General features: G+C 55.0%; 21 protein-coding genes and 1 riboswitch. Of the genes, 13 read left to right on the forward strand and 8 right to left on the reverse strand.

Going from position 1 to position 24,806, the window contains the following annotated elements:
- Positions 1 to 40 precede the first annotated feature (40 nt).
- The 4 genes from B7444_RS03995 (at position 41) to B7444_RS04010 (ending at position 4,895) form a co-directional block, all read left to right on the forward strand.
- Entirely contained in the window at positions 41 to 973 is a 933-nt protein-coding gene (locus tag B7444_RS03995) for a ribose-phosphate pyrophosphokinase (protein WP_007284050.1), read from the forward strand.
- Between the two features lie 27 nt (positions 974 to 1,000).
- A complete protein-coding gene (locus tag B7444_RS04000; RefSeq protein ID WP_007284049.1) occupies positions 1,001 to 1,603 on the forward strand; it encodes a histidine phosphatase family protein in 603 nt (200 codons plus the stop codon).
- 91 nt (positions 1,604 to 1,694) lie between these two features.
- Positions 1,695 to 2,870 (forward strand): hypothetical protein, encoded by a 1,176-nt coding sequence (locus B7444_RS04005; protein ID WP_007284048.1) that lies wholly within the window; start codon positions 1,695 to 1,697, stop codon positions 2,868 to 2,870.
- 87 nt (positions 2,871 to 2,957) lie between these two features.
- Entirely contained in the window at positions 2,958 to 4,895 is a 1,938-nt protein-coding gene (locus B7444_RS04010) for a M61 family metallopeptidase (protein WP_007284047.1), read from the forward strand.
- A 50-nt stretch (positions 4,896 to 4,945) separates the two neighbouring features.
- On the opposite strand, the gene B7444_RS04015 is transcribed toward B7444_RS04010, so the two are convergent.
- The 3 genes from B7444_RS04015 to B7444_RS04025 form a co-directional block, all read right to left on the reverse strand.
- A complete protein-coding gene (locus B7444_RS04015) occupies positions 4,946 to 7,174 on the reverse strand; it encodes a putative bifunctional diguanylate cyclase/phosphodiesterase (protein WP_231502829.1) in 2,229 nt (742 codons plus the stop codon).
- Between the two features lie 71 nt (positions 7,175 to 7,245).
- Complete coding sequence (locus tag B7444_RS04020) at positions 7,246 to 7,620, reverse strand: methyltransferase family protein (RefSeq protein WP_224777876.1); 375 nt, start codon at positions 7,618 to 7,620, stop codon at positions 7,246 to 7,248.
- 170 nt (positions 7,621 to 7,790) lie between these two features.
- Complete coding sequence (locus B7444_RS04025; protein WP_016737913.1) at positions 7,791 to 8,537, reverse strand: N-acyl amino acid synthase FeeM domain-containing protein; 747 nt, start codon at positions 8,535 to 8,537, stop codon at positions 7,791 to 7,793.
- Positions 8,538 to 8,632: 95 nt separating this feature from the next.
- Here B7444_RS04025 and B7444_RS04030 point away from each other — a divergent pair, with 95 nt between their 5' ends.
- Positions 8,633 to 8,854, forward strand: a complete 222-nt coding sequence (locus B7444_RS04030) for a hypothetical protein (protein ID WP_007284474.1) — start codon at positions 8,633 to 8,635, stop codon at positions 8,852 to 8,854.
- A gap of 64 nt (positions 8,855 to 8,918) precedes the next feature.
- Here the strand turns inward: B7444_RS04030 and B7444_RS04035 are convergent, their stop codons facing one another.
- The 4 genes from B7444_RS04035 to B7444_RS04050 form a co-directional block, all read right to left on the reverse strand.
- A complete protein-coding gene (locus tag B7444_RS04035; protein WP_035729473.1) occupies positions 8,919 to 10,430 on the reverse strand; it encodes an efflux transporter outer membrane subunit in 1,512 nt (503 codons plus the stop codon).
- Positions 10,427 to 13,537, reverse strand: coding sequence for an efflux RND transporter permease subunit (locus B7444_RS04040; RefSeq protein WP_007284476.1), 3,111 nt, complete (start codon positions 13,535 to 13,537; stop codon positions 10,427 to 10,429). Before B7444_RS04040 ends, B7444_RS04035 begins: the two co-directional genes overlap by 4 nt.
- An 18-nt stretch (positions 13,538 to 13,555) precedes the next feature.
- Positions 13,556 to 14,695, reverse strand: a complete 1,140-nt coding sequence (locus tag B7444_RS04045) for an efflux RND transporter periplasmic adaptor subunit (RefSeq protein WP_007284477.1) — start codon at positions 14,693 to 14,695, stop codon at positions 13,556 to 13,558.
- Positions 14,696 to 14,969: 274 nt separating this feature from the next.
- On the reverse strand, positions 14,970 to 15,743 hold the full coding sequence (locus B7444_RS04050; protein ID WP_007284478.1) for an OmpW/AlkL family protein: 774 nt from the start codon (positions 15,741 to 15,743) through the stop codon (positions 14,970 to 14,972).
- A 269-nt stretch (positions 15,744 to 16,012) separates the two neighbouring features.
- Between B7444_RS04050 and B7444_RS04055 the strand changes: the two genes are divergently transcribed.
- Positions 16,013 to 16,615 carry a Crp/Fnr family transcriptional regulator gene (locus B7444_RS04055; protein ID WP_007284479.1) on the forward strand — a complete coding sequence of 201 codons (603 nt, stop codon included), beginning with the start codon at positions 16,013 to 16,015 and terminating at the stop codon, positions 16,613 to 16,615.
- Between the two features lie 76 nt (positions 16,616 to 16,691).
- Positions 16,692 to 17,144 carry a hypothetical protein gene (locus B7444_RS04060; protein WP_035729479.1) on the forward strand — a complete coding sequence of 151 codons (453 nt, stop codon included), beginning with the start codon at positions 16,692 to 16,694 and terminating at the stop codon, positions 17,142 to 17,144.
- Between the two features lie 43 nt (positions 17,145 to 17,187).
- Here the strand turns inward: B7444_RS04060 and B7444_RS04065 are convergent, their stop codons facing one another.
- Positions 17,188 to 18,639 (reverse strand): cryptochrome/photolyase family protein, encoded by a 1,452-nt coding sequence (locus tag B7444_RS04065; protein WP_007284481.1) that lies wholly within the window; start codon positions 18,637 to 18,639, stop codon positions 17,188 to 17,190.
- Positions 18,640 to 18,830: 191 nt separating this feature from the next.
- Here B7444_RS04065 and B7444_RS04070 point away from each other — a divergent pair, with 191 nt between their 5' ends.
- The 6 genes from B7444_RS04070 (at position 18,831) to B7444_RS04095 (ending at position 24,579) form a co-directional block, all read left to right on the forward strand.
- Positions 18,831 to 19,022: an entericidin A/B family lipoprotein gene (locus tag B7444_RS04070; RefSeq protein WP_007284482.1), complete on the forward strand. Its 192-nt coding sequence runs from the start codon at positions 18,831 to 18,833 to the stop codon at positions 19,020 to 19,022.
- A gap of 182 nt (positions 19,023 to 19,204) precedes the next feature.
- Positions 19,205 to 19,364, forward strand: a riboswitch (FMN riboswitch).
- A gap of 118 nt (positions 19,365 to 19,482) precedes the next feature.
- Positions 19,483 to 20,517 carry a bifunctional diaminohydroxyphosphoribosylaminopyrimidine deaminase/5-amino-6-(5-phosphoribosylamino)uracil reductase RibD gene (gene ribD / locus B7444_RS04075; protein WP_231502830.1) on the forward strand — a complete coding sequence of 345 codons (1,035 nt, stop codon included), beginning with the start codon at positions 19,483 to 19,485 and terminating at the stop codon, positions 20,515 to 20,517.
- The gene (locus B7444_RS04080) at positions 20,499 to 21,137 is read left to right on the forward strand and encodes a riboflavin synthase (RefSeq protein WP_007284485.1); all 639 of its coding nucleotides are present in this window, start codon (positions 20,499 to 20,501) and stop codon (positions 21,135 to 21,137) included. Before ribD ends, B7444_RS04080 begins: the two co-directional genes overlap by 19 nt.
- Positions 21,134 to 22,387: a bifunctional 3,4-dihydroxy-2-butanone-4-phosphate synthase/GTP cyclohydrolase II gene (locus B7444_RS04085; RefSeq protein WP_007284486.1), complete on the forward strand. Its 1,254-nt coding sequence runs from the start codon at positions 21,134 to 21,136 to the stop codon at positions 22,385 to 22,387. The genes B7444_RS04080 and B7444_RS04085 overlap by 4 nt, the downstream gene beginning before the upstream one ends.
- Positions 22,384 to 22,860: a 6,7-dimethyl-8-ribityllumazine synthase gene (gene ribH, locus B7444_RS04090; RefSeq protein WP_007284487.1), complete on the forward strand. Its 477-nt coding sequence runs from the start codon at positions 22,384 to 22,386 to the stop codon at positions 22,858 to 22,860. Before B7444_RS04085 ends, ribH begins: the two co-directional genes overlap by 4 nt.
- 222 nt (positions 22,861 to 23,082) lie before the next feature.
- Positions 23,083 to 24,579, forward strand: a complete 1,497-nt coding sequence (locus B7444_RS04095) for a glycosyltransferase family 2 protein (protein ID WP_007284488.1) — start codon at positions 23,083 to 23,085, stop codon at positions 24,577 to 24,579.
- Positions 24,580 to 24,806: the final 227 nt, after the last annotated feature.

Raw genomic sequence — 24,806 nt, forward strand, 5'->3', positions numbered from 1 at the left:
CAATTCTCCCCCCTGACGGATACCGGACGAGGCCGTTTTCATGAAGATCGTTGCCTGCAACAGTAATCTGCCGCTGGCCCGTGCTGTGGCGAACGAACTACGGATGCCCCTGTGCAAAACAGTAGTCAAACGCTTTGCCGATGGCGAAGTCTTTGTCGAAATTCAGGAGAACGTCCGCGGCGAGGACGTCTTCGTCGTGCAGAGCACCTGCATGCCGACAAATGACCATCTTATGGAACTGCTGGTCATGCTGGACGCGCTGCGCCGCGGCTCTGCCAAACGTGTCACGGCCGTTATGCCGTATTTCGGCTATGCCCGTCAGGACCGTAAGTCCGGCCCGCGTACGCCCATCAGCGCCAAGCTGGTCGCCAACCTTCTGACGGAAGCTGGCGCCAACCGTATTCTGACGATGGATCTGCACGCCATGCAGATCCAGGGGTTCTTCGATATTCCAACGGATAACCTTTACGCAGCCCCGCTTTTCGTACGCGATCTTAAAACGCGTCTGCCGGACCGCGAACTGATGATCGTTTCGCCGGATGTCGGGGGGGTGGTTCGTGCCCGTCAACTGGCCCAGCGCCTGAACGTTGATCTGGCCATCATCGACAAAAGGCGCGAACGCGCTGGCGTTTCGGAAGTCATGAACGTGATCGGGGATGTTTCCGGCCGCTACTGCGTTCTGGTGGATGACATCGTAGACAGTGGTGGTTCACTCTGCAACGCGGCCAATGCCCTCATGAGTCGTGGCGCAGAAGGCGTCGAGGCCTATGTCACTCACGGCGTTCTGACTGGCAATGCGTGCGAACGCGTGAAAAACAGTCCTCTGAACATGCTGACCCTGACGGACAGCATCCCCGCCACCCAGGCGCTGCTCGACACGCCAAACATTCGCCAGATTACGACTGCTAATCTTCTGGCACGCGCCATGAGCGCTGTCGCAGACGAAAGCTCGGTCTCCTCTCTCTTCGACTGAGTTTTCCCCAACTTCGAAGGTTTCATCATGCCGAAGATCATTGCCAAGCCTTACTGGTATCTGCGTCATGGTGAAACTGACTGGAATCTCCGAGGCCTTTCCCAAGGTCGGACTGATATTCCCCTGAACTCTACCGGACTGGCCCAGGCCGAACGTGCCGGACAGGTTTTTTCAGAACTGTTCCGCAACGGCGAAAGGCCCTTCGACCGGATTATCGCCTCTCCCCTGTCCCGGGCACTTGTCACCGCAGAGCACGCCCGGAATGCCATCCGTGCAAGCGGAGGGCCCGATCTGCCCCTCATCATTGATCCGGAACTCAAGGAAGTCTGCTTCGGGGTGCAGGAAGGCCAACCCATGGGGGAATGGTACGCCCCCTGGATCGAAGATCGCTACACCCCCGAAGGCGCCGAGAGCTTTGCAACCCTTCAGGCCCGTGCAGTCACTGCCGTCAACAGAACGCTGGAAGAGGGAGGTACCCCCCTCTTTGTAGCACATGGAGCCCTGTTCAGGAGCCTTCGGGCCGGCATGGATCTCCCCATCAATGTTCGGCTACCCAATGCTGTTCCGCTTTATCTGACACCTTTAGAAACAGGCTGGTCCATTCGGCCCTGTATTCCGGAAAGCGTCTGAACGCACTGATCCTGTCCATCAGAAGCCCTGCAATGGACCGCTGTTTCAGTGGGTGATATGGTCGCCTTAAACTACAACCGGACTGCAGGCTATGAAAGATCTTACAATAAAAGTATCGCTGCACGGCAATACCGGAAACATCATGATGATGTATCTGTCTGCCCTGAAGCTACAGTCAGATCTCGGCTATGGTACCGTCTGCAATGTAAGAATTCCACTTTTCAACATTTCAATCCCTGACATCAATACCAGCCAGAGATTTGGGATTCACGATCGGGAGCACATTAACTCCCGGGTTCGTGGTCGTATTTCCACTGACGGCTACCGCCACCTTATCCCTAATTCGAATGCTGCATTTATCAGTCTCGAAGGCTATAGCCAGCATATCGACAATTTTCCTGACCGAAGAACGACAGAATACGAGAAGCTTTTCCCTGTCTGTTCGGACAACGATCAGTATGGTGGTCCGGATGATCTTGTCATCAACATCCGTGGGGGTGAAATCCTTACGGGGCTACACCCAGACTACACCGTGCTTCCCCCGGAATTTTATGAACACCTCATCCAGAAAACAGGCAAGAAGCCAATTTTCTATGGCCAGCTGACACCATCCCCCTATCTGGACGAACTCAAACAGCGCTTTCCGGAAGCGCGCTTCATTGCATCCCGCGGGGAAGCGCTGGACTTCGACTATATTCGCCGATCCCACTACATCGTACCCGCATTAAGCACATTTTCATGGATCGCCAGCTGGCTTTCGGACGCCAAGAAAATCTTTTTCCCGGTTGCAGGCGTTCTTTCCCCCCAGCAACATCGCTCATCAATGCTGTTGCCGTTTGATGACCCTCGCTACGAATTCTATGTTTTTCCAATTTATCATTCGCGCGATGTTTCACACTATCGGGACTATCTCGATCCAGTGCGCACTGCATGGCAGTATGTGCCGACAGAGGAACTGAGACAGGCATATTCTTTCCCTAACAAACCAACACTTAATGACGCCCTGAGCGTTTTCAGCGTCACGGATTATCTCAACACTTATGGAGATATCGGTTCTTTTTATAGTGCATATGGTCCTGTCGGCCTGATCAATCATTTCAGCAGTGATGGTTTCTGGGAGGGGAAAAATCCCGTCCAGTTTGACGACAGATACTACGCAACGACCTACCCCACTGCCGCCATGGATGTTGCTATGGGGCGATACGATACGCTTCTCGATCATTACATGATCGTCGGACGTAAAATGGGCCACAAACCAAGAGCCTGAGTATCATCGACTTCATTGCCTCTTGTGTGTATCGCCTGAGGCAATTAGGGCAGAAACGATTTTGATTTACAAACCGGAACCTGTCCTATGATGCGCTTACGCCTTCTGGTCGCACTGACGGCTTTCAGTGGGCTGGTCTCTCCAGCCCTCGCTCAACCACAGCCAGCACCATTACCAATGCCCCCGGCCGTCCCTGACCCACAGGACAAGCCTTTTCCCGGCGCTCTCACGGTTTCGGTCGATGCGACTGACACCGCACACCACATCATGTCCATTCATGAAACGGTCCCGGTTCCGCAAGAGGCCATGCAGAAAGGTGAAATGATCCTTCTGTATCCCATGTGGATTCCGGGAGATCATTCTCCCACCGGCGTCATTGAGCAGTTTGCCAGCCTGAAGGTTCAGTCTGGTGGCAAAACCGTCTCCTGGAAGCGGGACAACGTCAATGTCGCCGCCTTCCACATTCCGGTTTCCGCAACCACCCCAACACTGGACCTGCATTTTCAGCTTCTTTCACCAGTGGCCCCGGATCAGGGTCGCGTCGTCATGACGCCTTCGATCGTGAATGTGCAGTGGGATCAGGTTTCGCTTTACCCGGCTGGCTATTTCACACGCGACATTACGGTGAAGCCGAGCGTTCTGGTGCCACATGGCTGGCAGATTGGCTCGGCTCTCCGCGCCGCAGCTTACGGCGATGAGACACACTTCAACGCCACCACCTACAACACACTGGTCGACTCCCCGATTTACGCAGGCCGGTATTTCCGGAAAATCGATCTGACTGGCCCGGACCATGTTCCCGTGGCCCTGAACGTTGTGGCAGATGATCCGGACTCCCTGAACGCCACACCTGCGCAGATCGAAGCCCATCGTAATCTCGTCCGCCAGGCGACAACGCTGTTTGGCTCTCATCATTACGATCATTACGATTTCCTGCTCGCCCTGACGGAAGAGCTGGGCATGATCGGTCTTGAGCATCATCAGTCCAGCGAAAATGCGGCAGCTCCGGGCTATTTCACGGAATGGGACAAAACTTTCCCGGAACGCGACCTTCTGGCGCATGAGTACACCCATTCCTGGAACGGAAAATATCGCCGCCCGGCCGACATGTGGGCACCAAACTTCAATGTTCCGCAGCGTGGGTCCCTGCTGTGGGTTTATGAAGGACAGACCCAGTACTGGGGGAATGTGCTGGCAGCCCGCTCCGGTCTCGTGACGAAAGATCAGGGTTTTGAAGCGCTGGCCTATATGGCGGCGACGTATGACAACCAGTCTGGCCGTATCTGGCGCCCGCTTGAAGACACCACCAACGATCCGGTCATTGCCCAGCGTGCCCCTCTGTCATGGCGCGACTGGCAGCGTTCGGAAGATTACTACGTCGAAGGACAGCTGATCTGGCTGGATGCCGATACGCTGATCCGTAAGCTGTCGAACGGGCAAAAGTCTCTCGACGATTTTGCCAAAGCCTTCTTTGGCACGAATAACGGCAGCTTCATTGTCAGCCCCTATCAGTTCGATGAAGTTGTTGCGACACTGAACAGCGTACAACCTTACGACTGGGCAAAATTCCTGCATGACCGTCTGGATACCATCCAACCCCATGCACCACTGGATGGCCTGAAAAACGGTGGTTACAAGCTTGTTTACACGGACAAGCCAACATCCTTCATCAAAGCCATGGAAGGAATGCGTCACGGTCTGGACCTGACATTCTCTCTGGGAATGAGCGTGACCAAGTCCGGAAAGACCGCCCGTGTTCACTGGATGAGCCCCGCCTTCAAAGCGGGTCTGACATCTGGGGAAACCATTCTTGCCGTCAATGACATGGACTACACCAGCGATCGTCTGCGTCACGCCATTACGGATGCCCAGAAAGATCCCAAGCAGACTATCCGTCTGGTTGTGAAGTCAGGAGAGCATATCAATACGGTTTCCATCCCCTATCATGAGGGTCTGCGTTACCCCCATCTGGAACGCGTGGATGGCACCACCGATTACCTGAGCGCTATTTATACGCCGCGCTAAGCACACAGTCGGGGTGGTTTCAGCCATCCCGACTTTCAGGATGGGCCGTATCAGGCACTGAAAAGAGCCTGCAATTTTTCCGGGCTTTGTGGACGTCCCAGCAGATAGCCTTGAGCAAAAGCGATGCCGTTCTGCTCCAGCCAGTTCAGCTGCTCGTCTGTCTCCACTCCCTCCGCCACCACGTAGACATTCATGTCACAGGCCAGCCGGGCGATCGTACGAACGATAGCTGCGACTTTCCGGGACTGAAGCATGTCTCTTGTAAAAGAGGCATCAACCTTGATCCCATCCACATCAAAGCCACGCAGATAAGTCAGAGACGAATACCCTGTTCCGAAATCATCCAGGACGAGCCGGACGCCTAGCGCCCGGATTGCTGCGAGTTGCATGAGTGTTCGGGCTGTTTCCACCAGGAACACGCTTTCGGTCACTTCCAGAACAAGCCGCTCAGCCGGAAAGGATGTTTTTAAAAGGCAGTCCTGAATAATGGCCGGAAGCCTCCCCGAACGAAGTTGTTTCGGAGAAATATTGACGGCCACAGGAAGAGGCACGAGCCAGTTCATTGCCTCACTACAGGCTGCGTGCAACACATAGGCGCCCAGTTCTTCAATCAGATCGCAGCTTTCTGCAGTTGCAATGAAATTGTTGGGGCCCACCACGCCATCGGTCGGATGCTGCCAGCGCACCAGCGCCTCCACGGAGACGGGCCTGCGCGTGAGGGTGTCAAAGATCGGCTGGTAATCCAGAAAAAATTCGTTTCTCTCCAGGGCCTTCGTCAAGTCAGCTCTCAGCCTGATCCGGTTGAAATAACTGATTTCCATGCCGTTCTCGAAGAGGCAGCAGATATTGCGATGCTCCTTGGCGGCATAAAGAGCGAGATCAGACCTTCGAAAAAGAAGATCCGTTGTTTCTCCATGACCCGGTGAGACTGCAATCCCAATACTGACGCTTGGCGCCAGCGTAACCTTCCCTGTACTCAGTTCGCCGTTCAGAACACGAACAATATCCTGGCTGCGTGCGACAGCCTCATGCTCGTTGGCGTCATGAAGAAGTACGGCGAATTCGTCGCCGCCAAGTCTGCCGATCAGATGGTCAGGGCCGATAACGCTTCGGATACGATCAGACAGCGCTTTGAGCATACTGTCACCCACCGCATGACCAAACTCGTCATTGATAGGTTTGAAATGATCCAGATCGACCTGGAGAAGGGCAAAAGGATGCTGCTTTGCACAGCATTCGTGCATGGCTTCAAGGAAAGCAGTCCGGCTCAGGCTACCCGTCAGATCGTCATGCATCGCCAGATAGCGGATGCGATTCTGGGCTTTCCACTGCTCTGTAATATCCGAAGCAACACCACGAAACCCCAGGAAGCTGCCATTCCGGCCATGCACCGGATATCCCGTAAATTTCAGATGCTGTTCAACGTCCCCTTGACGCAGGATGACGGGCAAATCCTTGAATGCCCTTCGTTGACGAATATGGTCATCAATATCCGGTTGTGTTGAATGTTCTGCCTGCACCCCCAAAGCGCCAAGAGTGCATCCTTCGATCTCTCCCGGGACAGAGTGGAAAAACTGCCGCATGCGTCCAGTCACGTTCCGCAGGCACCCATTCGCGTCTGTTTCCCACAGCCAGTCAGATACAACCTGTTCGTATTCCCGCAGGAAGACCTGAAGGGTTTCATGCTGGCGTTGCAGATTCAGACGACCGATAGACCGTTCCAGAAACGTCTTGTTCATGTAGACGATGCCGATGAAGGCAAAGGCCAGAAAACCAAGAAACGACAGTAATGCCACGTTCTCGACGGGCTGGAGCGTTACAAGGGCCGCGAGAGTACAGAACAGACTGATAGGCAGGAAAAAGGCCAGCGCCGCACGAATTGGCACCCCCAGCATCGGCGTTGAGACCAGCCCCATGATCAGGCCGAAAACAGCCCCCTCTTCACCGGGATGTTCGACCATCATGGCGAATATATTGACCAGACCGCCCCATACGAGCCCCAGCACGAAAAGAATTCGAATGGAGACCCGAATGAGGGCGTCATGGTTCTGGTCACGGCGCCAGCGGAGACTGGTGGCGATCAGGAGAAGGTAGAGACAAACAATCGCAATATAGAAAGTGGAAACCAGCAGACGAAACCCGTTACCAAACCTCAGGGTAAAGAGTGTGCTGCTGCTGATTCCCAGAATGGAGAACAACCATATGACGTGCGATAGAACCGATGCCTGTTCATGACGAAGTGAGGGGGCATTTTCTTCATGCTGACTGATCTGGAACAATTTCCAGATATTTTTCAGATATTCCAGAAATGGAATTTGTATCGATTTACTATCGCCCGCCATTATTTTCTTTATTTTAACCAGGGTACCGGAAACAGCATCCAGGATTTTCTCTGATAATCCGCATAAATATCACCAAGGTCCGACTGAATAAAACGACGTTCTTCCTGATAGGCCAGCCAACTATACCAAACGGTAAACAGAAGCGCGCCCAGCCACTGCCACGCCCCGGCGCTCAGGGCCGTGCCGAGCCAGAACAGGAGATAAGCCAGATAGAAAGGATGCCGAACTATACGATAGGGGCCATTGCAGTAAAGCTGATGGGGAGCCGCTTCATGATGTGCAACATCTGGCCGATTTCTGCGGGTTGTAGCGATAGTCCACCAGAAAAGGGCCAGAGCGGAAACAAAAAGAAATGTCGTCCCGGCCAAGGTCCAGGAATCCATGTGCACAGATCTCAGGGAGACGAGAAATACTCCGTAAAAAACAAGACTGCATGCGGAGAGGATCTTCATCGGGAATGGCATTCCATTTCCCATCTGAAAGTGACTTCGCACTCCCCAGCTGAATGAAAGAAAATTAAGAGCGGACAGTACAAGAAGGAGAAGAATAGACATTACGCGGCTCCTCGCAGCCAGAGAGCGACACTGCCGCCGGAAAGTAGATTTTCGAGACCATCAGTGGCGCTCGTGAATGGATCGATCAGAGGAAAGGACGCCCGGATCTCGTCATACCGTTGCCGGTTCGATGACATGAGTTGCATGGGGCAGTTCAGCCCCGGATAAGGGCGCAGCTCTGTCTCAGGTCGGTAACCAAGCCGTTTGTAAAACGACACATGGTTCTTCCGGACGCACGCAAACCCCACCTGTGCATGAGCCATCATGCCCAGATAGCCGGCCACCCGGTACAGCAGGAACACAAGGCCCTGATTGTTCTGCGCTGCGGGACTACGCACCAGTCGGGTGAGTTCCAGACCTCGGCCCGGTCCACTTGCGGAAAAGGGAGTGTCCGCCAGAAGCCTTTTTACAGCTTCAGGAAAGGTATCGGCCCCCGGAGAACGAAGCCCGCTCCCGGCAACAAGCAGGGACACCCGGACAGAGGCCAGAGGAACATCGTTCCTGTAGATGACAACGGTGCGGCTGTTGGCCATTGCATCATAGTCATCAATGAACCGACCGGTCGCGTTAGGTTCTATGTACCCGGAAGTAAGATAGCTTTCATACCTTAGGCGGTATGCGTCTTCGCATGTCTGCGGATCAATCGCGAGTTTCGCGGTATAATCCGGCGGGCCCAGCCGCGGATGCTGGGGTAATCGGGTCTGAGCCGATGCACCCTGGAGGATTGGGGTAATTTTGAGAGACATCTCTTGTGTGCTCCATGTTGTGGGACACACCAAGAGTATTTGCTGGCTGGCCTGCGGTCAGGCATCTTGCTGTCGTTATTGTATGAGGAACCGAAATGGCCGAGTTCGAGCCGGTCAGAACGATACCGGAATTTCGGAAACTGGATGATGCTGACATTCTGGAAGGCTATCTGGATGGCTTTCACGGAATGACCGAGCCGGGGTCTGACAAATCTCCGTCCTATTACCATGGTTGGCTGAATGGACAGGTCGATGCCGGCTTCAGAGATCCATCAGAGGCTCAGAAAGAGCTTGCACAGGCCTTTCAGAACCTCTGACTGAAACGACTGGAAAGGAGGCAGCCCGTGACCTGCATGTCCCGGACCTGCCACCCCAGCGCCCTTACCAAGGGACAAGAGACTTTCCGAGCGCCTTCTGCGCCGCCGGTGTCATTCCAAGGTCATTGCGATTCCACCAGCCCCCGCCGAGTGACTGAAACAGGGCAACACTGTCAGAATAGCGCGCGCCCTGTGCCTGAACCAGCGCGAGCCTTGCCTGAGCATTGGCCTGCTGAGCCTGCAGCACCAGAAGTTCGCTGACGTCACCAAGACGAAGCTGCGCGTGAGCAATCTTCAGGCTTTGGGCGGTAGCGTCATAAGCGCTCTGGTTTGCCTGCAGGGCATCTGCATCGAAATCCAGTGCATGCAGGCTGTCAGCCACATCCTGAATAGCCGTCAGCACTGTGGCCTTGTAGGTTTCATTTGCCTGAAGCAGGTTGTCACGCGCCTGCCGCTCCGCATGTAGCAAAGAACCACCCTGGAAAATTGGCTGCATCACCGTGGCGGCAATCGTCCAGTTACCATATCCTGGCTTGAAGAAATCGCTCATCGTACCGACAGCCTGTCCAGGCAACGCACTGAGCTGCACATTGGGCAGACGGTTAGCGATGGCAACCCCGACCTGTGCACTGGCGGACTGGATTTGGGCCTGTGCAGCCCGAACGTCAGGCCGCTGGTTCAGGAGATCAGACGGCAACGATACTGGGAGCGTGTGAGGCAGGGTGAACTGTTCGAGCCGGAACTCTGGGAGAGGCGAGTTGGGCGCCTCCCCCACCAGAACGGCAAGCTGGTCGCGCGTCTGGGCCAGTTGCAGCTTCAGGCCCGGCAATGTGGCTTCAAGCTGCGCGACCGATGCAAGCTGGGACACCATATCCTGCTGGGACGCATCGCCCAGCTTCTGACGCTTCGTAATCAGAGCCAGTGTAGATTTCTGAGACGCAATGAGGTCCTGCGTCGCTGCAATTTGCGCCCGGGTGGAGGCTTCCTCGATCGTGGCATTGACCAGATCGGAAATCATCGTCAGGGCGGTCGCTTCAAGCTGGAACTTCTGAATTTCCGCCTGTGCACCAGCAGCCTCGATGGCACGCCGCGTGCCGCCCCAAAGGTCAGGCACATACCCGACGGTCAACTGGGCCGTATGGACGTTGTAGAGCCAGCTATTGTTGTTTGGAACGGGTGAGTAAACCCGGGAGGTCTTGTTCCGTGTCGGATTAAAGGATGCCGAAAGCGTTGGATACAGACCGGCACCTTCGATCCGGCGCTGCTCCCAGGCTGATTTCAGGCCGGTCTGCATGGCTTTCAGGGACTGGTTATTGGCCAGTGCCTGTTCGACCAGTGCATTGAGCGATGGGTTCTGGAAGATCTCCCACCATTTGCCCGGAATATCCACGCCACTCTGGAACGTCTGGGGCACACCAGATCCCGTTACGCCATGGCCAGCCGTGGGCGTGCGTGGAGCAGACTGATAGTCCATGCCTTTTGGGAGATCAGGGCGATGAAAGTCCGGACCGACAGCACAGGCTGAGAGAACCAGCAGACCCAGAAGGGCCGTCGAACCGTTCAGAAGCCGCTTCATGACTGGGCTCCGCTTTCTTCAGCAGGCTTGGCACGACGGGCATTCCGGCGCTCCACCCACATTTCGAGTTCACTGAAATACACTGGGAGCGCAAAAAGCGTGAGAAGCGTGGCAATACCAAGACCACCGACCACAACCGTAGCCAGACCGCGCTGCACGTCCGTCCCGACGCCTGTCGCCATGGCAGCCGGAAGCATACCCGCGCTCGCAACCGTGGCGGTCATGAGAACGGGACGGAACCGTTCGGCAGCCCCCATGATGGTGGCCGAGCGCACAGGATGTCCCTCCGCACGATGCCGGTTGATGCTGGAGATCATGATGATGCCGTTCTGCACCGCAACACCGAACAACGCGATGAACCCGACAGCCGTGGCGATATTGAGGGTTTCACCGCGCACATGCAGGGCAATCAGGCCGCCCAGCGTTGCCAGAGGCACGACGCTCAGAATGAGCAGGGCATGACGGATCTTGCCGAACTCGATGAACAGCAGGACCAGCATCATGGCAAACATGATGGCCAAAGCGATCGTCAAACGCTTCTGGGCACGCTCCTGCTGCTGGAACGTTCCGGCCCATTCGAGCGTGTATTTTTCCTTGTCGTAATGGACGGATTTCTCAATCTGCGCCTGTGCGTCCGCAAGATACTGCGACAGAGGACGCTGACCATTATCCACGCGGATCGTAATCTGGCGATGGCTCAGCTCATGAGCGATGTTGCTCTCACCCATGCGCAGATCTACATGCGCCACCTGTGAAAGAGGAATGTAGGCCCCCTCCGCATCCAGCAAGGGAAGCTGCGCAAGGCTCTGGAGATCCTGAGCATCCTTACGCGGAATACGCAGCGTTGCGTTGTAGAAGCGGTCATCCTCATAGACGGTAGAGATCGGCGCATCACCGATGGCGTAGGACACCATGTCGGAAATATCGGAGACGCTGATTCCATAGCGGGCCGCGGCCAGACGGTCAGCCGTAACGGCAATCTGCGGGATGCGGGGCTCCTGGAAGATCGAGGCTTCTGCCGTTCCCGGAACCTGATGCAGGACATCAACGATCTGCTGGCCAATCCGGCGCAGCTCCTGAAAATCGTTACCGTAAACACGCAGGACGAGCGGGCTGTGAGCACCGCCCACCAGATCGCTCATGTTATCCTGAATGGGCTGGCTGATGCCAAAATCAATGCCCGGCACCTTGGCCAGTCTGGCACGCAGACGCTGCACGAACTGTGCCTTGTTTTCACCAGACGGCCATTGATCGTAAGGCTTGAGGCCAACTGGCATTTCAATATGGGACGGCGTCCAGGGGTCCGTACCATCATCGGAGCGTCCGAGCTGCGTGATGGCATAGGACGTTTCCGGAAACTCCCGCACAGCATTACGCAGTTCATTGGCGATCTGCTCCCCTTTCTCAAGGGAAATGCCCGTGGGCATCTGAACCTGAATCCAGAGAGCCCCTTCATCAAGATCCGGCAGGAATTCCCGGCCGATCGTCATGCCAAGGAACACGACGGCAACGAGTGCGCCAGCACCGCCGATATAGGCAATAAACGGGCGATCAATGAAGTGCCCGAGCCAGTGGGTATAGCGTTCGTGCAGCCATTCAAGCGGCTTGTTACGCCAGATGTGGCGCGGCTTGCGAAGGGCCAGAAAGCTCAGGGACGGGATCAGCGCCAAAGCGCAGAGCAGTGCGCCAAGGAGCGCAAAACTGACCGTATAGGCCATCGGGCGGAACAGCTTGCCCTCACTGCCTTCAAACGCAAAGAGCGGGCTGTAAGCAAGAATAATGACAAGCGTGGACGAGAAGATCGCGTGTCCGGCGCGCTTGGCGACGGTCAGGACATCTTCAGCATTCAGGGCTTCGGTCGGGCGCTCCTCACGAATGCGAAGGATCGTCTCCATGATGACGATGGCGCCATCCACGATTACGCCGAAATCAACCGCACCAAGCGAGAATAAATTTGCCGCCATGCCGAAGAAATGCATGAGGGTAAAGACGACAGACAGGGCCAGCGGAATGGTCACTGCCGTAACGATGGCGCTGCGCGGACTGCCAAGGAAGAGCGTCAGGATGACGCCGACCAGCAGAATGCCCTCAATCATCGTTTCCGTGACCTTGTGGGTCGTGGAAAGAACGAGGTTGTCACGGTCCATGTAAGGGACAAGACGAATATGCTGGGGGGCAAGCTGCTTCTGGAGCTTGGCGACTGTCTGGTGCAGGTCTTCCAGCACGACGGACGGGTTCGCCCCGCTCAGCATGGTCACGACCCCTTCGACGGTATCGGGGTTATGGTCCTTGCCGAGAATGCCCTCACGCACCTGATGCCCGAACTGTACCGTTCCCAGATCACGGATCAGAACCGGCACACCGTGGCGCTGTGCGACAACGATGCTGCCCATGTCTGCCAGCGAATGGATCATTCCTACACCGCGAACGATATAGGACTGTTCCCCACGCGAAACGCGACCGCCGCCAGCATTGATATTATTGTTCCTGATTGCTGTCAGAACGTCTTCCAGACCGATCGAGTATCGCATCAGGGACGAGGGGTTCAGGATCAGCTGATACTCACGGGTGAAACCGCCGAAATTATCGACACTGACAACACCCGGCACATGCAGCATCGCAGGAATGACAGTCCATTTCTGCGAGTCCGAAAGCTGCATCAGGTTCTTGTCATCGGACTCCAGCGTATAGCGATAGATCTCGCCTGTCGGGCCGGAAATCGGACCCAGCGTTGGCTGTGCACCATTGGGCAGCGTGTTGCTGGCCAGAATGGTTTCCACCTGCTGACGGGCCCAGAACACATCCGTGCCGTCACGGAAAATCAGCGTGATAAGCGACAGGCCAAACGTACTGGTCGAGCGACTGTCTGCCACACCCGGCACACTGGCCAGCATACGTTCCAGCGGGATCGTGACCTGCTGTTCCATTTCCTCAGCCGCCAGGCCCGACTGCTGCGTCGTAACCTGAACACTGACGGCGCCCAGATCCGGGTAAGCCTCAACAGGAAGAATACGCCATGCAAAGCTGCCCATAAGGGCAAGCAGAACCGCAGCGAAAAAAACGATGTTCCGGCGCACGAAGCACCAGGCGATAAAACGTTCGATCATTGTGGCTGGCCTGTCCGGTCAGTCATCGTTCAACAGGATGGCGCCGCTTGTCACGACCCGCTCACCCGCTGAAAGACCGGACTGAACCCGAACATCATCGCCTTCATCATAAGTGATCGTCACGACACGTCTCTGGAAAACGCGCGGAGACGTCTCGATGAAGAGGGACACCTGATCGTTGTTCATCAGTAACGCCGACTTTGGCACCAGAATGGAGGCATCTGCAGGAATATTGAGCTTTGCCGAGGCAAACACACCTGGCCGCAGTCTGCCGTCCTGGTTAGAGCACACTACATAGGCGTTCACCCGTCGGGTTTCTGGCTTGAGAGCGGGATCCAGCGTTGCCATCGGACCCGCACAATGTCGTCCCGGTATTGAGGGGAAAGTGACATCCAGCGTGACGTTACCGACCAGATCATCGGTACGATCTTCTGAAACAGCTGCCGCAACCCATACAGACGAAAGATCCAGCAGCGTCATCTGAACGGCCGTTGAGTCGGTGATGTTTTCCCCGACGGCCATATTTGTTGTGGAGACAACGCCATCAATGGGGGAAACCAGAGGAACCTGTCCCTGCGCAGCGTAATCGGAACGCGCGCCTAGAACCTGGAGCCGCTGATGCGTACGCTGAGCCTCAGCTTCTGCCTGAGCGAGATCATTCCGGGCGGATTCGAGGTCTTTTACGGCGTTTCCACCAGCAGCCAGAACGCCACGCGCACGGTCATAGGCTCGCTTGGCAAAGTCGAGTGCGGCGCGGGCACGACGATCATCTGCCCAGGCTTGGTCCAGATCACTGGCAGCCACGGTCGCAAGGACCTGTCCGCGGGAGACATGCTGCCCAAGCTGAACGGCCACACTCATGATGCGGCCCGTCGCAGGTGCAAGCACATTCACCTGATGGTCAGGCATAGCGACAACCTGAGCTGGCAGCACAACGTCCGTCGTATCCCTGGAGGACGCAACGGGGGTTACAACCAGGCGCTTCTGAAGAGGGCTGCCATCTCTGACAACGATACTGCCATTTTGCCGCGTCAGCATGGGCGCGTCCGGCGCAGCCACATGCGATGGAGCAAGCAGACAAGTTCTCAGAAAGAAACCTAAAAGAAGGACAAGAATCAGCAGGCCAACGGCCAGAGCGCTGACGCGCGCAACACGCATACTTTTCGAAAACCCCGTCTCTGCTGGACAGCCCTCGCCGCGACAGCGGCAAAGGCAGAAAGTGCCCTGCTATTCCTGAACCCCGACGATTTCATGGCAGGGAAACACCCCACACACCGTCAGCCGGAACCACTAGAAGCTGAAAACTCGGACTTTCTAAAGCCTCTCTGCAACATATTGCAAAAATTTTATGGTTCTGACTTAAAAATTACACAAAAAAAGCGGCCCATCCGAAAGAATGAGCCGCTTCTCTGTTCAGTCTGAAGACGTCAGATCAGAAACGATATTCAATACCGGCGGCAACCGTCGTCGGGTTCAGGCTGTCACGTGCGTGGATGTAAGGACCGGCAGCTCCACCGCGCTCGTTGATGAACGCAGGAACGGAGAGCCACATCTGCTTGGCGTCGAAATTGAAGAACCAGTTGCCGACGAGCTGATAGTCGAAACCGACATTCGCTGCAGGGCCGACCGTCGTGCGAAGGTCAAGCTTCTGCACGGCGCCACCAGCCGGGCTGATGTTGTGGAAGAACGCCAGCGTCAGGCCGACACCTGCATACGGGTTGAAACGCTTGTGCGGACGGAAATGCCAGGCCAGCGTCAGCGTTGGCGGCAGAACCCATGTGCTACCCAGATCGACCTTGCCCAGAGCGGTGTCTTCTGCAGCCAGTTCATGACGCGTGCTGGCCGCAATCAGATCGAGGGAGATATGATCCGTGAAGAAGTATTCGAACGTGAATTCCGGAGCGACCTGATTGGTTGCCTTCACGCGCCCGCCGATCACCTTCACGCGGGAAGACGTATCCTGCGGAAGCACACCCAGAGCCGACAGACGGATCAGGAAGTCCCCCTTGCCGAGACCGATCTTCGTGTTCGCGCAGGTTTCGAACAGGCCGCAATGACCCGAAGCTGGCGGCACGATATTGACCTGCGGGACAGGAGCCGCAGTCATGGGAGCAGAAACAGTGGCCTGCGGAGCTGTTGTCTGTGCGAAAGCAGGAGTTGCTACCAGACCCAGGGCAGCGACCAGCGCGAGAGCGGACGTCTTCATACGGGAGGTTCCATCAACAATAGTTGACCTCAGAAAGCACTCCTCCCCCTCCCTCACCTTGACCTGGATCAAGTCTGGGGAATTATGTGCTATAGGTGTGGCCGTCAGAGGAAATGTTTCATGCCGGGAGAGAACAAACAGTCATGACGTCGTCACGCCCCCCGGAAGAAGTTCATGACCGCTGTTCACACTGCATCGGGCGTGAACATAGTATCTGCAGCGCGATCGAAGACTGTGATCTCGCTATCCTGGCAAGCGAGTCTTCAAAAATGACGGTTCCGGATGGTCGATCATTTATAGAGGAAGGCTCTCCGGCTCACGATTTCTTTGTTGTGACTGGTGGACGTGTCAAAATTTTCACACTTCTTCCTGATGGACGACGCCAAATTACGGGCTTTGCTGAAGGCGGAGATTTTCTGGGGCTGGCGGCATCCAAAAGCTATGCATTCGGCGCAGAGGCGCTCGGCACTGCGGTTCTATGTCGTTTTCCGCATGCCTCCATGCAGAGACTCACAGCTCGCTTTCCCAATCTGGAACATCGACTGCGACAGGAGGCATCCCGTGAACTCAGCCTCCTGCAGGCACGGATGACGCTTTTAGGCCGCAAGACTGCCCGGGAACGCCTCGCCACATTTCTTATGGAGCGTATCCGCCTTCTGGGCGCGGCCTGTCAGGAAACTCCACATCAGATCGAACTTGATCTCCCGATGCCCCGTACGGATATCGCTGATTATCTTGGACTGACTATCGAAACAGTCAGTCGGGTGCTGAGTGCTTTCAAACGGGAGGGTCTCATAAGCATTCGCAACATTACGCACATTACAATTATGCAATTTGAACGCATTTCTGCCATCGCAGAAGGTCTCGAATAGTCCTGTCATCACTGCGGGGCCACATTCCCGCCATGATGAACTGATGTCTTCCCGCCAGACATTTACAGGAGACTTCATGAAATCCCGTCTTTTCTTCCGTTCCATGCTCGCCATCAGCCTTCTGATGGGCTCCGCTACTGTTGTTTCTCATGCTCATGCAGCTGACCCGGCTGCCGCCACGCAGAACAGCACCAGCCAGAATGATTTTCTTGGAAATCTGGCGCAGAAGGAAGACCGCGCGAATACACGGCTTCAGAATTATCAGGCCCAGTCCAAGGCTGCGCAGGAACAGCGTACCCAGAAGATCCAGTCCCTCAAGGACCAGTACACGAATGCTCCCGCCAATCAGAAGGCGCGTATTCAGAAGCAGATCAACAGCGAGCGTGACAAGCTGAACACCACGCGCACAGAACAGACCCAAAGACTTCAGACGCTGAAGAATGCGCCTCAGGAACAGAAGAACCGCCTGAACGCTCTCGGCAAGAAGAGCCGCACCGACGCAAGCAACTTCCTGAACGGCGGTCTCTGAAATTCCGTTGTCAGCCGGGCCTTTCCCCGGCTGACAGTCAGGCTTACAGGCTTCTGAAAGCGGCCATGGCCCGGTCCCGGCCTTCCTTCAGATCTACGATTGGTCTTGGATAGGTTTTCCCGAACGTCACGCCTGCTCTCTCCAGATCTTCCTCTTTTGCATTCCAGGGCTCGAACAGATCTTTTCCAGACAGCTTCTTAAGCTCCGGAACCCATTGACGAATGTAATCGCCATCCGGATCGAATTTGACGCCCTGACGCGTTGGATTGAAAATGCGGAAAAACGGGGACGCGTCTATGCCTGTCCCGGCGACCCACTGCCAGTTCATGGCGTTGCTCGCCCAGTCCGCATCCACAAGCGTATCGCGGAACCACGCTTCGCCCTGACGCCAGTCAATCAGCAGATGCTTTGTCAGGAATGATCCCACGATCATCCGGGCGCGGTTGTGCATCCATCCTGTCTTCCACAACTGGCGCATTCCAGCATCCACGACAGGTACACCCGTCCGCCCCTGTTGCCAGGCAGTCAGATCCTGTTCGCTCTTTCGCCACGGCATCTTTCCAAATTTCTGACCAAGACTAACGTCAGGCAAACGTGGCTGATGGAAGAGCGTATATTTCGCGAATTCTCGCCACCCGATTTCGGAGAGGAATATCCTCGCGCCTTCATCATGCGCGCCCTTTTTCTGGATAGCTTCCCAGACCTGACGGGGAGAAATGGCGCCAGAAGCAAGATAGGGCGACAGACGCGACGTTCCTTCCCGGCCCATTTCGTCACGACCCTTGCCGTAACGGGCGCAGTCATGCCGAAGGAAGTCTTCGAGATGCTCGTGTGCTTCCCTTTCCCCCGGCTCCCAAGTGGCGCGCAAGCCGGCTGCCCAGTCCGGGTGCGTGGGGAGAAGGGTTGTCTCATCAAGACGGTATTTACTCAGGAGGTCATCGGGCAGCGGGTGAAATGACAGATGCGCAGGAGGATCGAGAGGCACAGGCACGTCCTGACTCTGGAAGGCTTTCCAGAAGGCCGTGAAGACCTGATAGAATCGCCCTTCCTTGGTCTGAACCTGCTTAGGGTCCAGCAGAACTGTTCCCCAGGACGCCTCTGAAGAAACACCCTGTTTATCGAGCGCGGACGCGATCTGTTCGTCCTGTTCACGCTCTTTCTGATGTAGTCGATGATGCCAGTATACGCCCTGCGCGTCAGTCTCCTTAGCGAGTTGCGGAATCAGCTTTTCCGCCGATCCTTTGAGCGTCAAAAGCGTGCCATGATGGCGGCTCAGCGTACTTCTGAGGTCTGACAAAGCCCCATGCAGCCACCATCGCGATGCACCGCCAAGGGCGTGAAGAGCTGGTGTTTCATCATCCAGAACATAGACACAGATCAGCGGGTGCCCTGTGGCGGTAGCCGCCTGTAATGCTGGATGATCGCTGAACCGCAGGTCCTCCCGGAACCAGACAATGACAGGTGAGGCGGAAGTTTGGTGACCTTGGGCAGACATCTGGTCCTCGTTGCTGTGATACGAAGGGGATAGCGTCTGACAGGCGGTTTTGTTCATAAGGTTATGATTTTGAGCGGGAATTTATGTTTCATTTTGAAATATTTCAGTCACACAAAATCCTTACCTTCAATGAACTTTCCATCTCGAATAGCGTTTCGATACCGAACGCTCTTTCGGAGGAGTTATATCTAATGTCCATCAAGTCCATCGCCCGTGTTGCACTGTCCCTGACGCTGCTGTCCGGTGCTGCCGTTTCTCTTTCGGCCTGCAACACTGTTCATGGTGCTGGCCAGGACGTGAGCGCTGTGGGTCACAACGTGTCCCGCGGTGCCAACGCAACGCAGGATGCTATCCAGCGTCACACGGATGCATCCACACACTGATCTTTATTCGTTCAGACGAAAGATCAATGAATCAACCGCCGGGGGGCTCTCCGGCGGTTTTTTCTTGCCCGCTCCCCAAACCGACAAGATCACGAAATGTGAGACTTGAGGTGTTTTTAACCAGTGTTGATGTGATTCCACTTGTAATCTGTAATTTCCCGGTCTCATATTCCAGTCTGAACAGACGTTCTCGGGGCGGGGTGAAACTCCCCACCGGCGGTATTGATGGATTTCGGTCTATCTGAGCCCGCGAGCGCCTTCCTCCTTATATGGAAGAAGGGTCAAGCAGATCTGGTGAGACTCCAGAGCCGACGGTCATAGTCCGGATGAGAGAGAATGCAGCACTTGCCCGATGTCGGGTAGGGACAGTGTGCATATGCACGCCGTTCCTGCGCTCATCATCGGTTAAGGGCGGCGTGCGCCCTGCGGACGTCCCTGATTGGGACCGAAGACCGCAGCCTTGTTGAAACAGACCGCCTTTTCCGCATCTTCAAATCTTGCTCCGATCCGGGATGGCTTTCGTGTGATCATTGCTCACGCGATAGACACGCTCGGGGCGACTTCACCCAATCCTTCTGTTGGTTGTGCGTTGCTGGATGGCGAAGGCCGTATCCTGACGGTTGGCGTTCATCCGAAAGCTGGCCAGCCACATGCCGAAGCCATGGCGCTTGCGCAGGCGCGGGATGTCGGCGTGCTCGATCAGGTCCGAACGGCGCTTGTGACGCTGGAGCCCTGCAACCACACGGGCCGGACACCGCCATGCAGCGAGGCCCTGCGCAATAGCCCCGTTGAACATGTCTGGATCGGAGTTGCAGATCCTACTCTTCAGGCCGCCGGGGGAGCTGCACGTCTTCAGGAAATGCCGGGAGGATGTGATGTCACGTTTCTGGAGGATGTTCCGGAACTGGCCGATCTTCATCGCGATTGTCGTGCGCTACTGGCCCCGTTCCAGAGCCGCGTAATGCGTCATCGGCCCTGGATCAGCGTGAAGCAGGCTTTGGATCATAACGGCTCCATGATTCCACCTGCTGGTCAAACAACTTTTACGTCCGAATCATCGCTGACGCTGGCGCACAGACTTCGTCGCGCAACGGACGCCATCATCACGGGTGTTGGCACCGTTCTTGCGGACAAGCCACGCTTCACCGTGCGTCGGGTTCCAGACCATGCCAATCGCGCCAGACGCCTGCTGGTGGTGTGCGACCGTCACGGACGCCTTCCGGCGGACTGGAAAGCCGAGATGGAGCAGGCCGGATTCGAAGTCCTGACAAGTACGGACCTTCTGGCTGTCCCAGCCATGCTGGCAGATCGCGGCGTGAACTGGGCCATGGTGGAAGCTGGACCTGCCCTTCTAAAAACCGTGTCCAATTCCGGTCTCTGGGATGACTGGCTGACCATTCGCAAGGATGGCGACACCGATCACATCACACTTCAATCGCGGGACGAGAGCCCGCTTCGACTGCTGAGGGAAAACGCATGTTCTCTGGAATCGTAGAGCGTCTGGGCACTGTCCGTTCTGTCTCCCTCCGGGACAAGGCCATGGACCTGACCATCGAGACGGGCTTTCCGGATCTGGAACTCGGCGAAAGCGTCGCGATCAATGGTGTTTGCCTGACGGTCGAGACGTTCGATGCCACCGGCCTCGCGACGTTCCACCTGAGTGGCGAAACGTTATCCCGTACGCCGCTGGATCAACTCAAGGCCGGTTCGAAGGTCAATCTTGAGCGTGCCGTTGCAGCCAGCACACGTCTTTCCGGGCATATCGTCCAAGGGCATGTCGACAATGTCGCGACCCTTGCCAGCGTTCAGAAAGCTGGCGATTCCTATGCCCTGCGCGTCTTTGTGCCGCAGGATCTGCGCCAGTATGTCGTGGAGAAAGGCTCCATCACCTTTGATGGTATCAGCCTGACGGTTAACGAACTGCATGACGGGATTGTTCGGGGCAACCAGACGGGGTTCGAGGTTGGTCTGACCATCATTCCCCACACCTGGGAACACACGAATCTCTCTTCTCTGGAAATCGGCACCCGGATGAACGTGGAGGTCGATGTGCTGTCCAAGTATGTCGAGAACCTGCTGCGCTTCTCCCCTACACTTGGAAAGGTTGCATCATGAAGCCATCGCTGAAAGCCGCCATCGAGGCCATCCGCGCAGGCGGAATGGTCGTCATGGTGGATGACGAGAACCGTGAAAATGAGGGCGATCTGGTTATGGCGGCACAGTTCGCCACGCCGGACGCCATCAACTTCATGGTGCGAGAAGCGCGTGGGCTTGTCTGCCTTCCACTGGAAGCCGAGCAGGTTGATCGTCTTGGCCTCCCCCCCATGGTCAGCCGCAACCGAGATCCACGTGGAACGGCCTTCACGGTTTCCATTGAGGCGGCCACGGGCGTCACGACAGGCATTTCCGCCGCAGACCGCGCCCGGACAATCGTGGTCGCTGCCAATCCGGATGCGACGACTGAGGACGTTGTTTCGCCTGGTCACATCTTTCCCCTGCGGGCGCACCCCGAAGGTGTGGTTGCGCGCAATGGGCACACGGAAGGCTCGATCGACATCGCACGCCTTGCAGGCCTTGAACCCGCTGGTGTGATCTGTGAGATCATGGCTGATGACGGCAGCATGATGCGCCTACCGGAGTTGCGCCGGTATGCAGCAAAGCATGGTCTTCCGATTGTCAGCATTGCGGATCTTCAGGAGTGGTGCCGTGAGCATGGACGTGGCCCCGTGAATGACGCCCAGCTGATCAGCACACCCGTTCCGGCTACTGGCGAGATGGTTGCTGTTTCGGCTCTCCCCAGCATTTTTGGCGGCCATGACCTGCGTATTCATGCTTTCCGGGCCGTTGATGGTGTGGAGCATGTGGCGCTCGTAAAGGGCGACCCGTCCAAGGGCGTGCCGCTTGTCCGCCTGCATTCGGAATGCGTGACGGGGGATGCTCTTGGTTCATTGCGCTGCGACTGCGGCGCACAGCTTCGGGAAGCTCTGGAACGCATTTCCGCCGCAGAGTCTGGTGTGCTGGTCTATCTGCGAGGCCACGAAGGACGCGGTATCGGCTTAGCCAACAAGATCCGGGCCTATGAACTGCAAGATGCGGGCCTGGACACGGTTGAGGCCAACGAGGCCCTCGGCCTGCCTGCCGACGCGCGGGAATGGGATGCCGCAGCCGATCTACTCCGGCATCTGGGCGTAACCTCTCTCCGCCTTCTGACGAACAACCCGGACAAGGAATCCAATCTTGTCCGCTTCGGCTTTGATGTTCAGTCCCGTGAGAGGCTGGAAATCGAGGCCAACCCTTTCAACAGAGCCTATCTCGCCACCAAGCGGACGCGGATGGGTCACTTTCTTCAGGAACAGCCCGCATGAGCAAGCATATCCCCGTCGCACCGGACCTTCGTCTTTCGCCTGCACCGAAAATGGCCATCATCGTCAGTCGCTTCAACACGGAGATTACGGGCGGCCTGAAGAACGGCGCGCTTGAGTGGATGGAAGAGCGCGGCATTACGGATGTGGATGTTTATGATGCTCCCGGCGCGTTCGAACTTCCCCTTCTGGCGCAAAAGCTGGCGAAATCTGGCAAGTATGAAGGCGTGATCTGCCTTGGCTGCGTCATCAAGGGTGACACGGCGCATTTCGAGTTCATTTCTCTCGGTGCAACCATCGGCATCATGCAGGCCCAGCTTGCAACCGAAGTGCCAATCGCCTTCGGCATTCTGACGACTTACACTGAAGCTCAGGCCGTTGCGCGCTCACGCGAAGACGCGGAAAACAAGGGACGCGAAGCTGCTGCCGCATGCGTAGAAAGCATCGATTTCTTAAGAAAAGCCTCAAGTAATTGACATATACAGAGGGCCACAAATACAGATTAATTGGTGGTCCTCTGTATTTTTATTTTGTTTTACTTATTAAAATAGGAATATTTTTGTTATTTCTTTTTCTGAAAAAATCATAAACGCCTGCCGATTGCAGCGAGAAAAAAACCATATTACTGTAAGCGGACCCGAAGGTATTGCCGTAATGGAGCTTTCAAAAGCTTCACTATGGATCAAGGAAGTTAAGAAATGTCAGAACGCCTCGCCCTCGCTGTATTTGTCAAAAACGAAGAGCGAGATATCGCGTGGTGGTTAGGATGGCACATTGCCCTAGGGTTTACGACGATCTGCGTCTATGATGACGACTCAACAGATAAGACCGCCGACATTGTCAAAGCAGCTGCGCAATCCTTCGATGTGCGGCTGGAGAAGTCTGAAAAATCCGTTCGCTTTAACCATCGTCAAAAATTTACATATGAAAAAGCCATTACAGATGCTAAGAATAAATTTGACTGGATGATGTTTCTTGATTCCGACGAATACTTGGATTTAGGTCACAATCAAAACTTGCATTCTTTCTTGAAGAAATTTCCAGAAGCATCGGCCATTGCAGTCAACTGGTGTTGCTTTGGAAGCAATGGATACATAACTCGACCACCAAACTCTTCTCCATTCGAATCCTATACTCGTCGATCTAATACTGACTCCCTTGACGCAAACAAAATCGTCAAATCAATTTTTCGACTCGATAAGACTAGCAGTCGTTACATAAATCCTCACCACTTCGATGTAAGTGGCCCATATATTACTTCAGAGGGCATAGAAATACAGTGGGATCCCCTACATCCCGAAAGAACTCAAAACTATCCTTCATGGAATAACGCTCGTGTCCGGCATTACGCATGCCGCAGTCTGGCTGATTTTCTGGACAAGGTAGAAAGACGCAGCGACATCAGGGATGCGCCTGTGCCAATGAATTATTTCAAGGATTTCGACGTCAATGACACACTCGATCCCCCAGATGCTTCCTTCCTTCTTCGTGTCAGAAAAATTGTCAGACAAATTCGACAGAATTACGAATTGTCCCTATATGGGCAAATAAAGAAAATACAGCCTTGGAAAGGCTATACAGGATCGGTCAGCTTTCAAGTCTATAATATTTTTTCAATTCATTCATCCCGTGCAAGTCTAGATAGAGAAACCGGAAACGTGGTGAGTGTAACAGAAAATGCTGACCCAAGTCATTATGTGCCTATTTATGGAATTATAATTAGTGAAGATCCTGATACACTTTATTTAACCTGCGAAACAGAAGACGATATTCTACACCTCCAGTTTGATGACCGATTTGGAAAGGTAATTCCTTTCAAAATCGAGCCGGTAGAAGAAGACACATTCAATATCGGTCTTCGCAATCCACATTCAGGACGGTCGGTCTGTTGGCTGACTCCTGACCCTCATACAAAATCAGGAACCGTTGAATGCAATCGCCAATGGATGCACGCATGGGAGCAGATACACCTTTATAAGGTAGAGGACTTTCCAAAACACTTCAGCAATTTGGTATCCAAATTGTCTCAATTCTCTCAGCCCCAAGCATATTCAGATTTGACTTCCGCAAGCGACATAGATGTCGCCTTTGCTTTTCTATCCTCTCGAAGTCAAAGCGAGCAAAAACTCTGGGAAAAAGAAAATGATATCTCTTTACCTACATGGATTTCGAGTGCACCACCAATTATACTATAAGTATTAACCCAATTTAGAATGGCATCGAAAAATCGTTGTCATTCTATTTTTTAAGTTTTATTTTACAATACCCTCTGAGAATAAATATTTACCTTTATAAGGTTAATTTTTATAAAAATATTGAAAATCATATGACACCGCATCTCAATCGCGCATATACTATATGCTATGCATAACATATCATCTTAGAGCCTGTTTGGAAAATCACGGGTGAGCATTTCTGCGCA

It is taken from the genome of Gluconobacter thailandicus F149-1 = NBRC 100600 (assembly GCF_000964465.1).
In the GTDB taxonomy this organism is placed as follows: Bacteria; Pseudomonadota; Alphaproteobacteria; order Acetobacterales; family Acetobacteraceae; genus Gluconobacter; species Gluconobacter thailandicus.

Coding starts and splice junctions, on each gene's coding strand:
- B7444_RS03995 (WP_007284050.1), top strand. CDS start 41: ATGAAGATCGTTGCCTGCAACAGTAATCTGCCGCTGGCCCGTGCTGTG.
- B7444_RS04000 (WP_007284049.1), top strand. CDS start 1,001: ATGCCGAAGATCATTGCCAAGCCTTACTGGTATCTGCGTCATGGTGAA.
- B7444_RS04005 (WP_007284048.1), top strand. CDS start 1,695: ATGAAAGATCTTACAATAAAAGTATCGCTGCACGGCAATACCGGAAAC.
- B7444_RS04010 (WP_007284047.1), top strand. CDS start 2,958: ATGATGCGCTTACGCCTTCTGGTCGCACTGACGGCTTTCAGTGGGCTG.
- B7444_RS04020 (WP_224777876.1), bottom strand. CDS start 7,620: ATGGATTCCTGGACCTTGGCCGGGACGACATTTCTTTTTGTTTCCGCT.
- B7444_RS04025 (WP_016737913.1), bottom strand. CDS start 8,537: ATGTCTCTCAAAATTACCCCAATCCTCCAGGGTGCATCGGCTCAGACC.
- B7444_RS04030 (WP_007284474.1), top strand. CDS start 8,633: ATGGCCGAGTTCGAGCCGGTCAGAACGATACCGGAATTTCGGAAACTG.
- B7444_RS04035 (WP_035729473.1), bottom strand. CDS start 10,430: ATGAAGCGGCTTCTGAACGGTTCGACGGCCCTTCTGGGTCTGCTGGTT.
- B7444_RS04040 (WP_007284476.1), bottom strand. CDS start 13,537: ATGATCGAACGTTTTATCGCCTGGTGCTTCGTGCGCCGGAACATCGTT.
- B7444_RS04045 (WP_007284477.1), bottom strand. CDS start 14,695: ATGCGTGTTGCGCGCGTCAGCGCTCTGGCCGTTGGCCTGCTGATTCTT.
- B7444_RS04050 (WP_007284478.1), bottom strand. CDS start 15,743: ATGAAGACGTCCGCTCTCGCGCTGGTCGCTGCCCTGGGTCTGGTAGCA.
- B7444_RS04055 (WP_007284479.1), top strand. CDS start 16,013: ATGACGGTTCCGGATGGTCGATCATTTATAGAGGAAGGCTCTCCGGCT.
- B7444_RS04060 (WP_035729479.1), top strand. CDS start 16,692: ATGAAATCCCGTCTTTTCTTCCGTTCCATGCTCGCCATCAGCCTTCTG.
- B7444_RS04065 (WP_007284481.1), bottom strand. CDS start 18,639: ATGTCTGCCCAAGGTCACCAAACTTCCGCCTCACCTGTCATTGTCTGG.
- B7444_RS04070 (WP_007284482.1), top strand. CDS start 18,831: ATGTCCATCAAGTCCATCGCCCGTGTTGCACTGTCCCTGACGCTGCTG.
- B7444_RS04080 (WP_007284485.1), top strand. CDS start 20,499: ATGTTCTCTGGAATCGTAGAGCGTCTGGGCACTGTCCGTTCTGTCTCC.
- B7444_RS04085 (WP_007284486.1), top strand. CDS start 21,134: ATGAAGCCATCGCTGAAAGCCGCCATCGAGGCCATCCGCGCAGGCGGA.
- ribH (WP_007284487.1), top strand. CDS start 22,384: ATGAGCAAGCATATCCCCGTCGCACCGGACCTTCGTCTTTCGCCTGCA.
- B7444_RS04095 (WP_007284488.1), top strand. CDS start 23,083: ATGTCAGAACGCCTCGCCCTCGCTGTATTTGTCAAAAACGAAGAGCGA.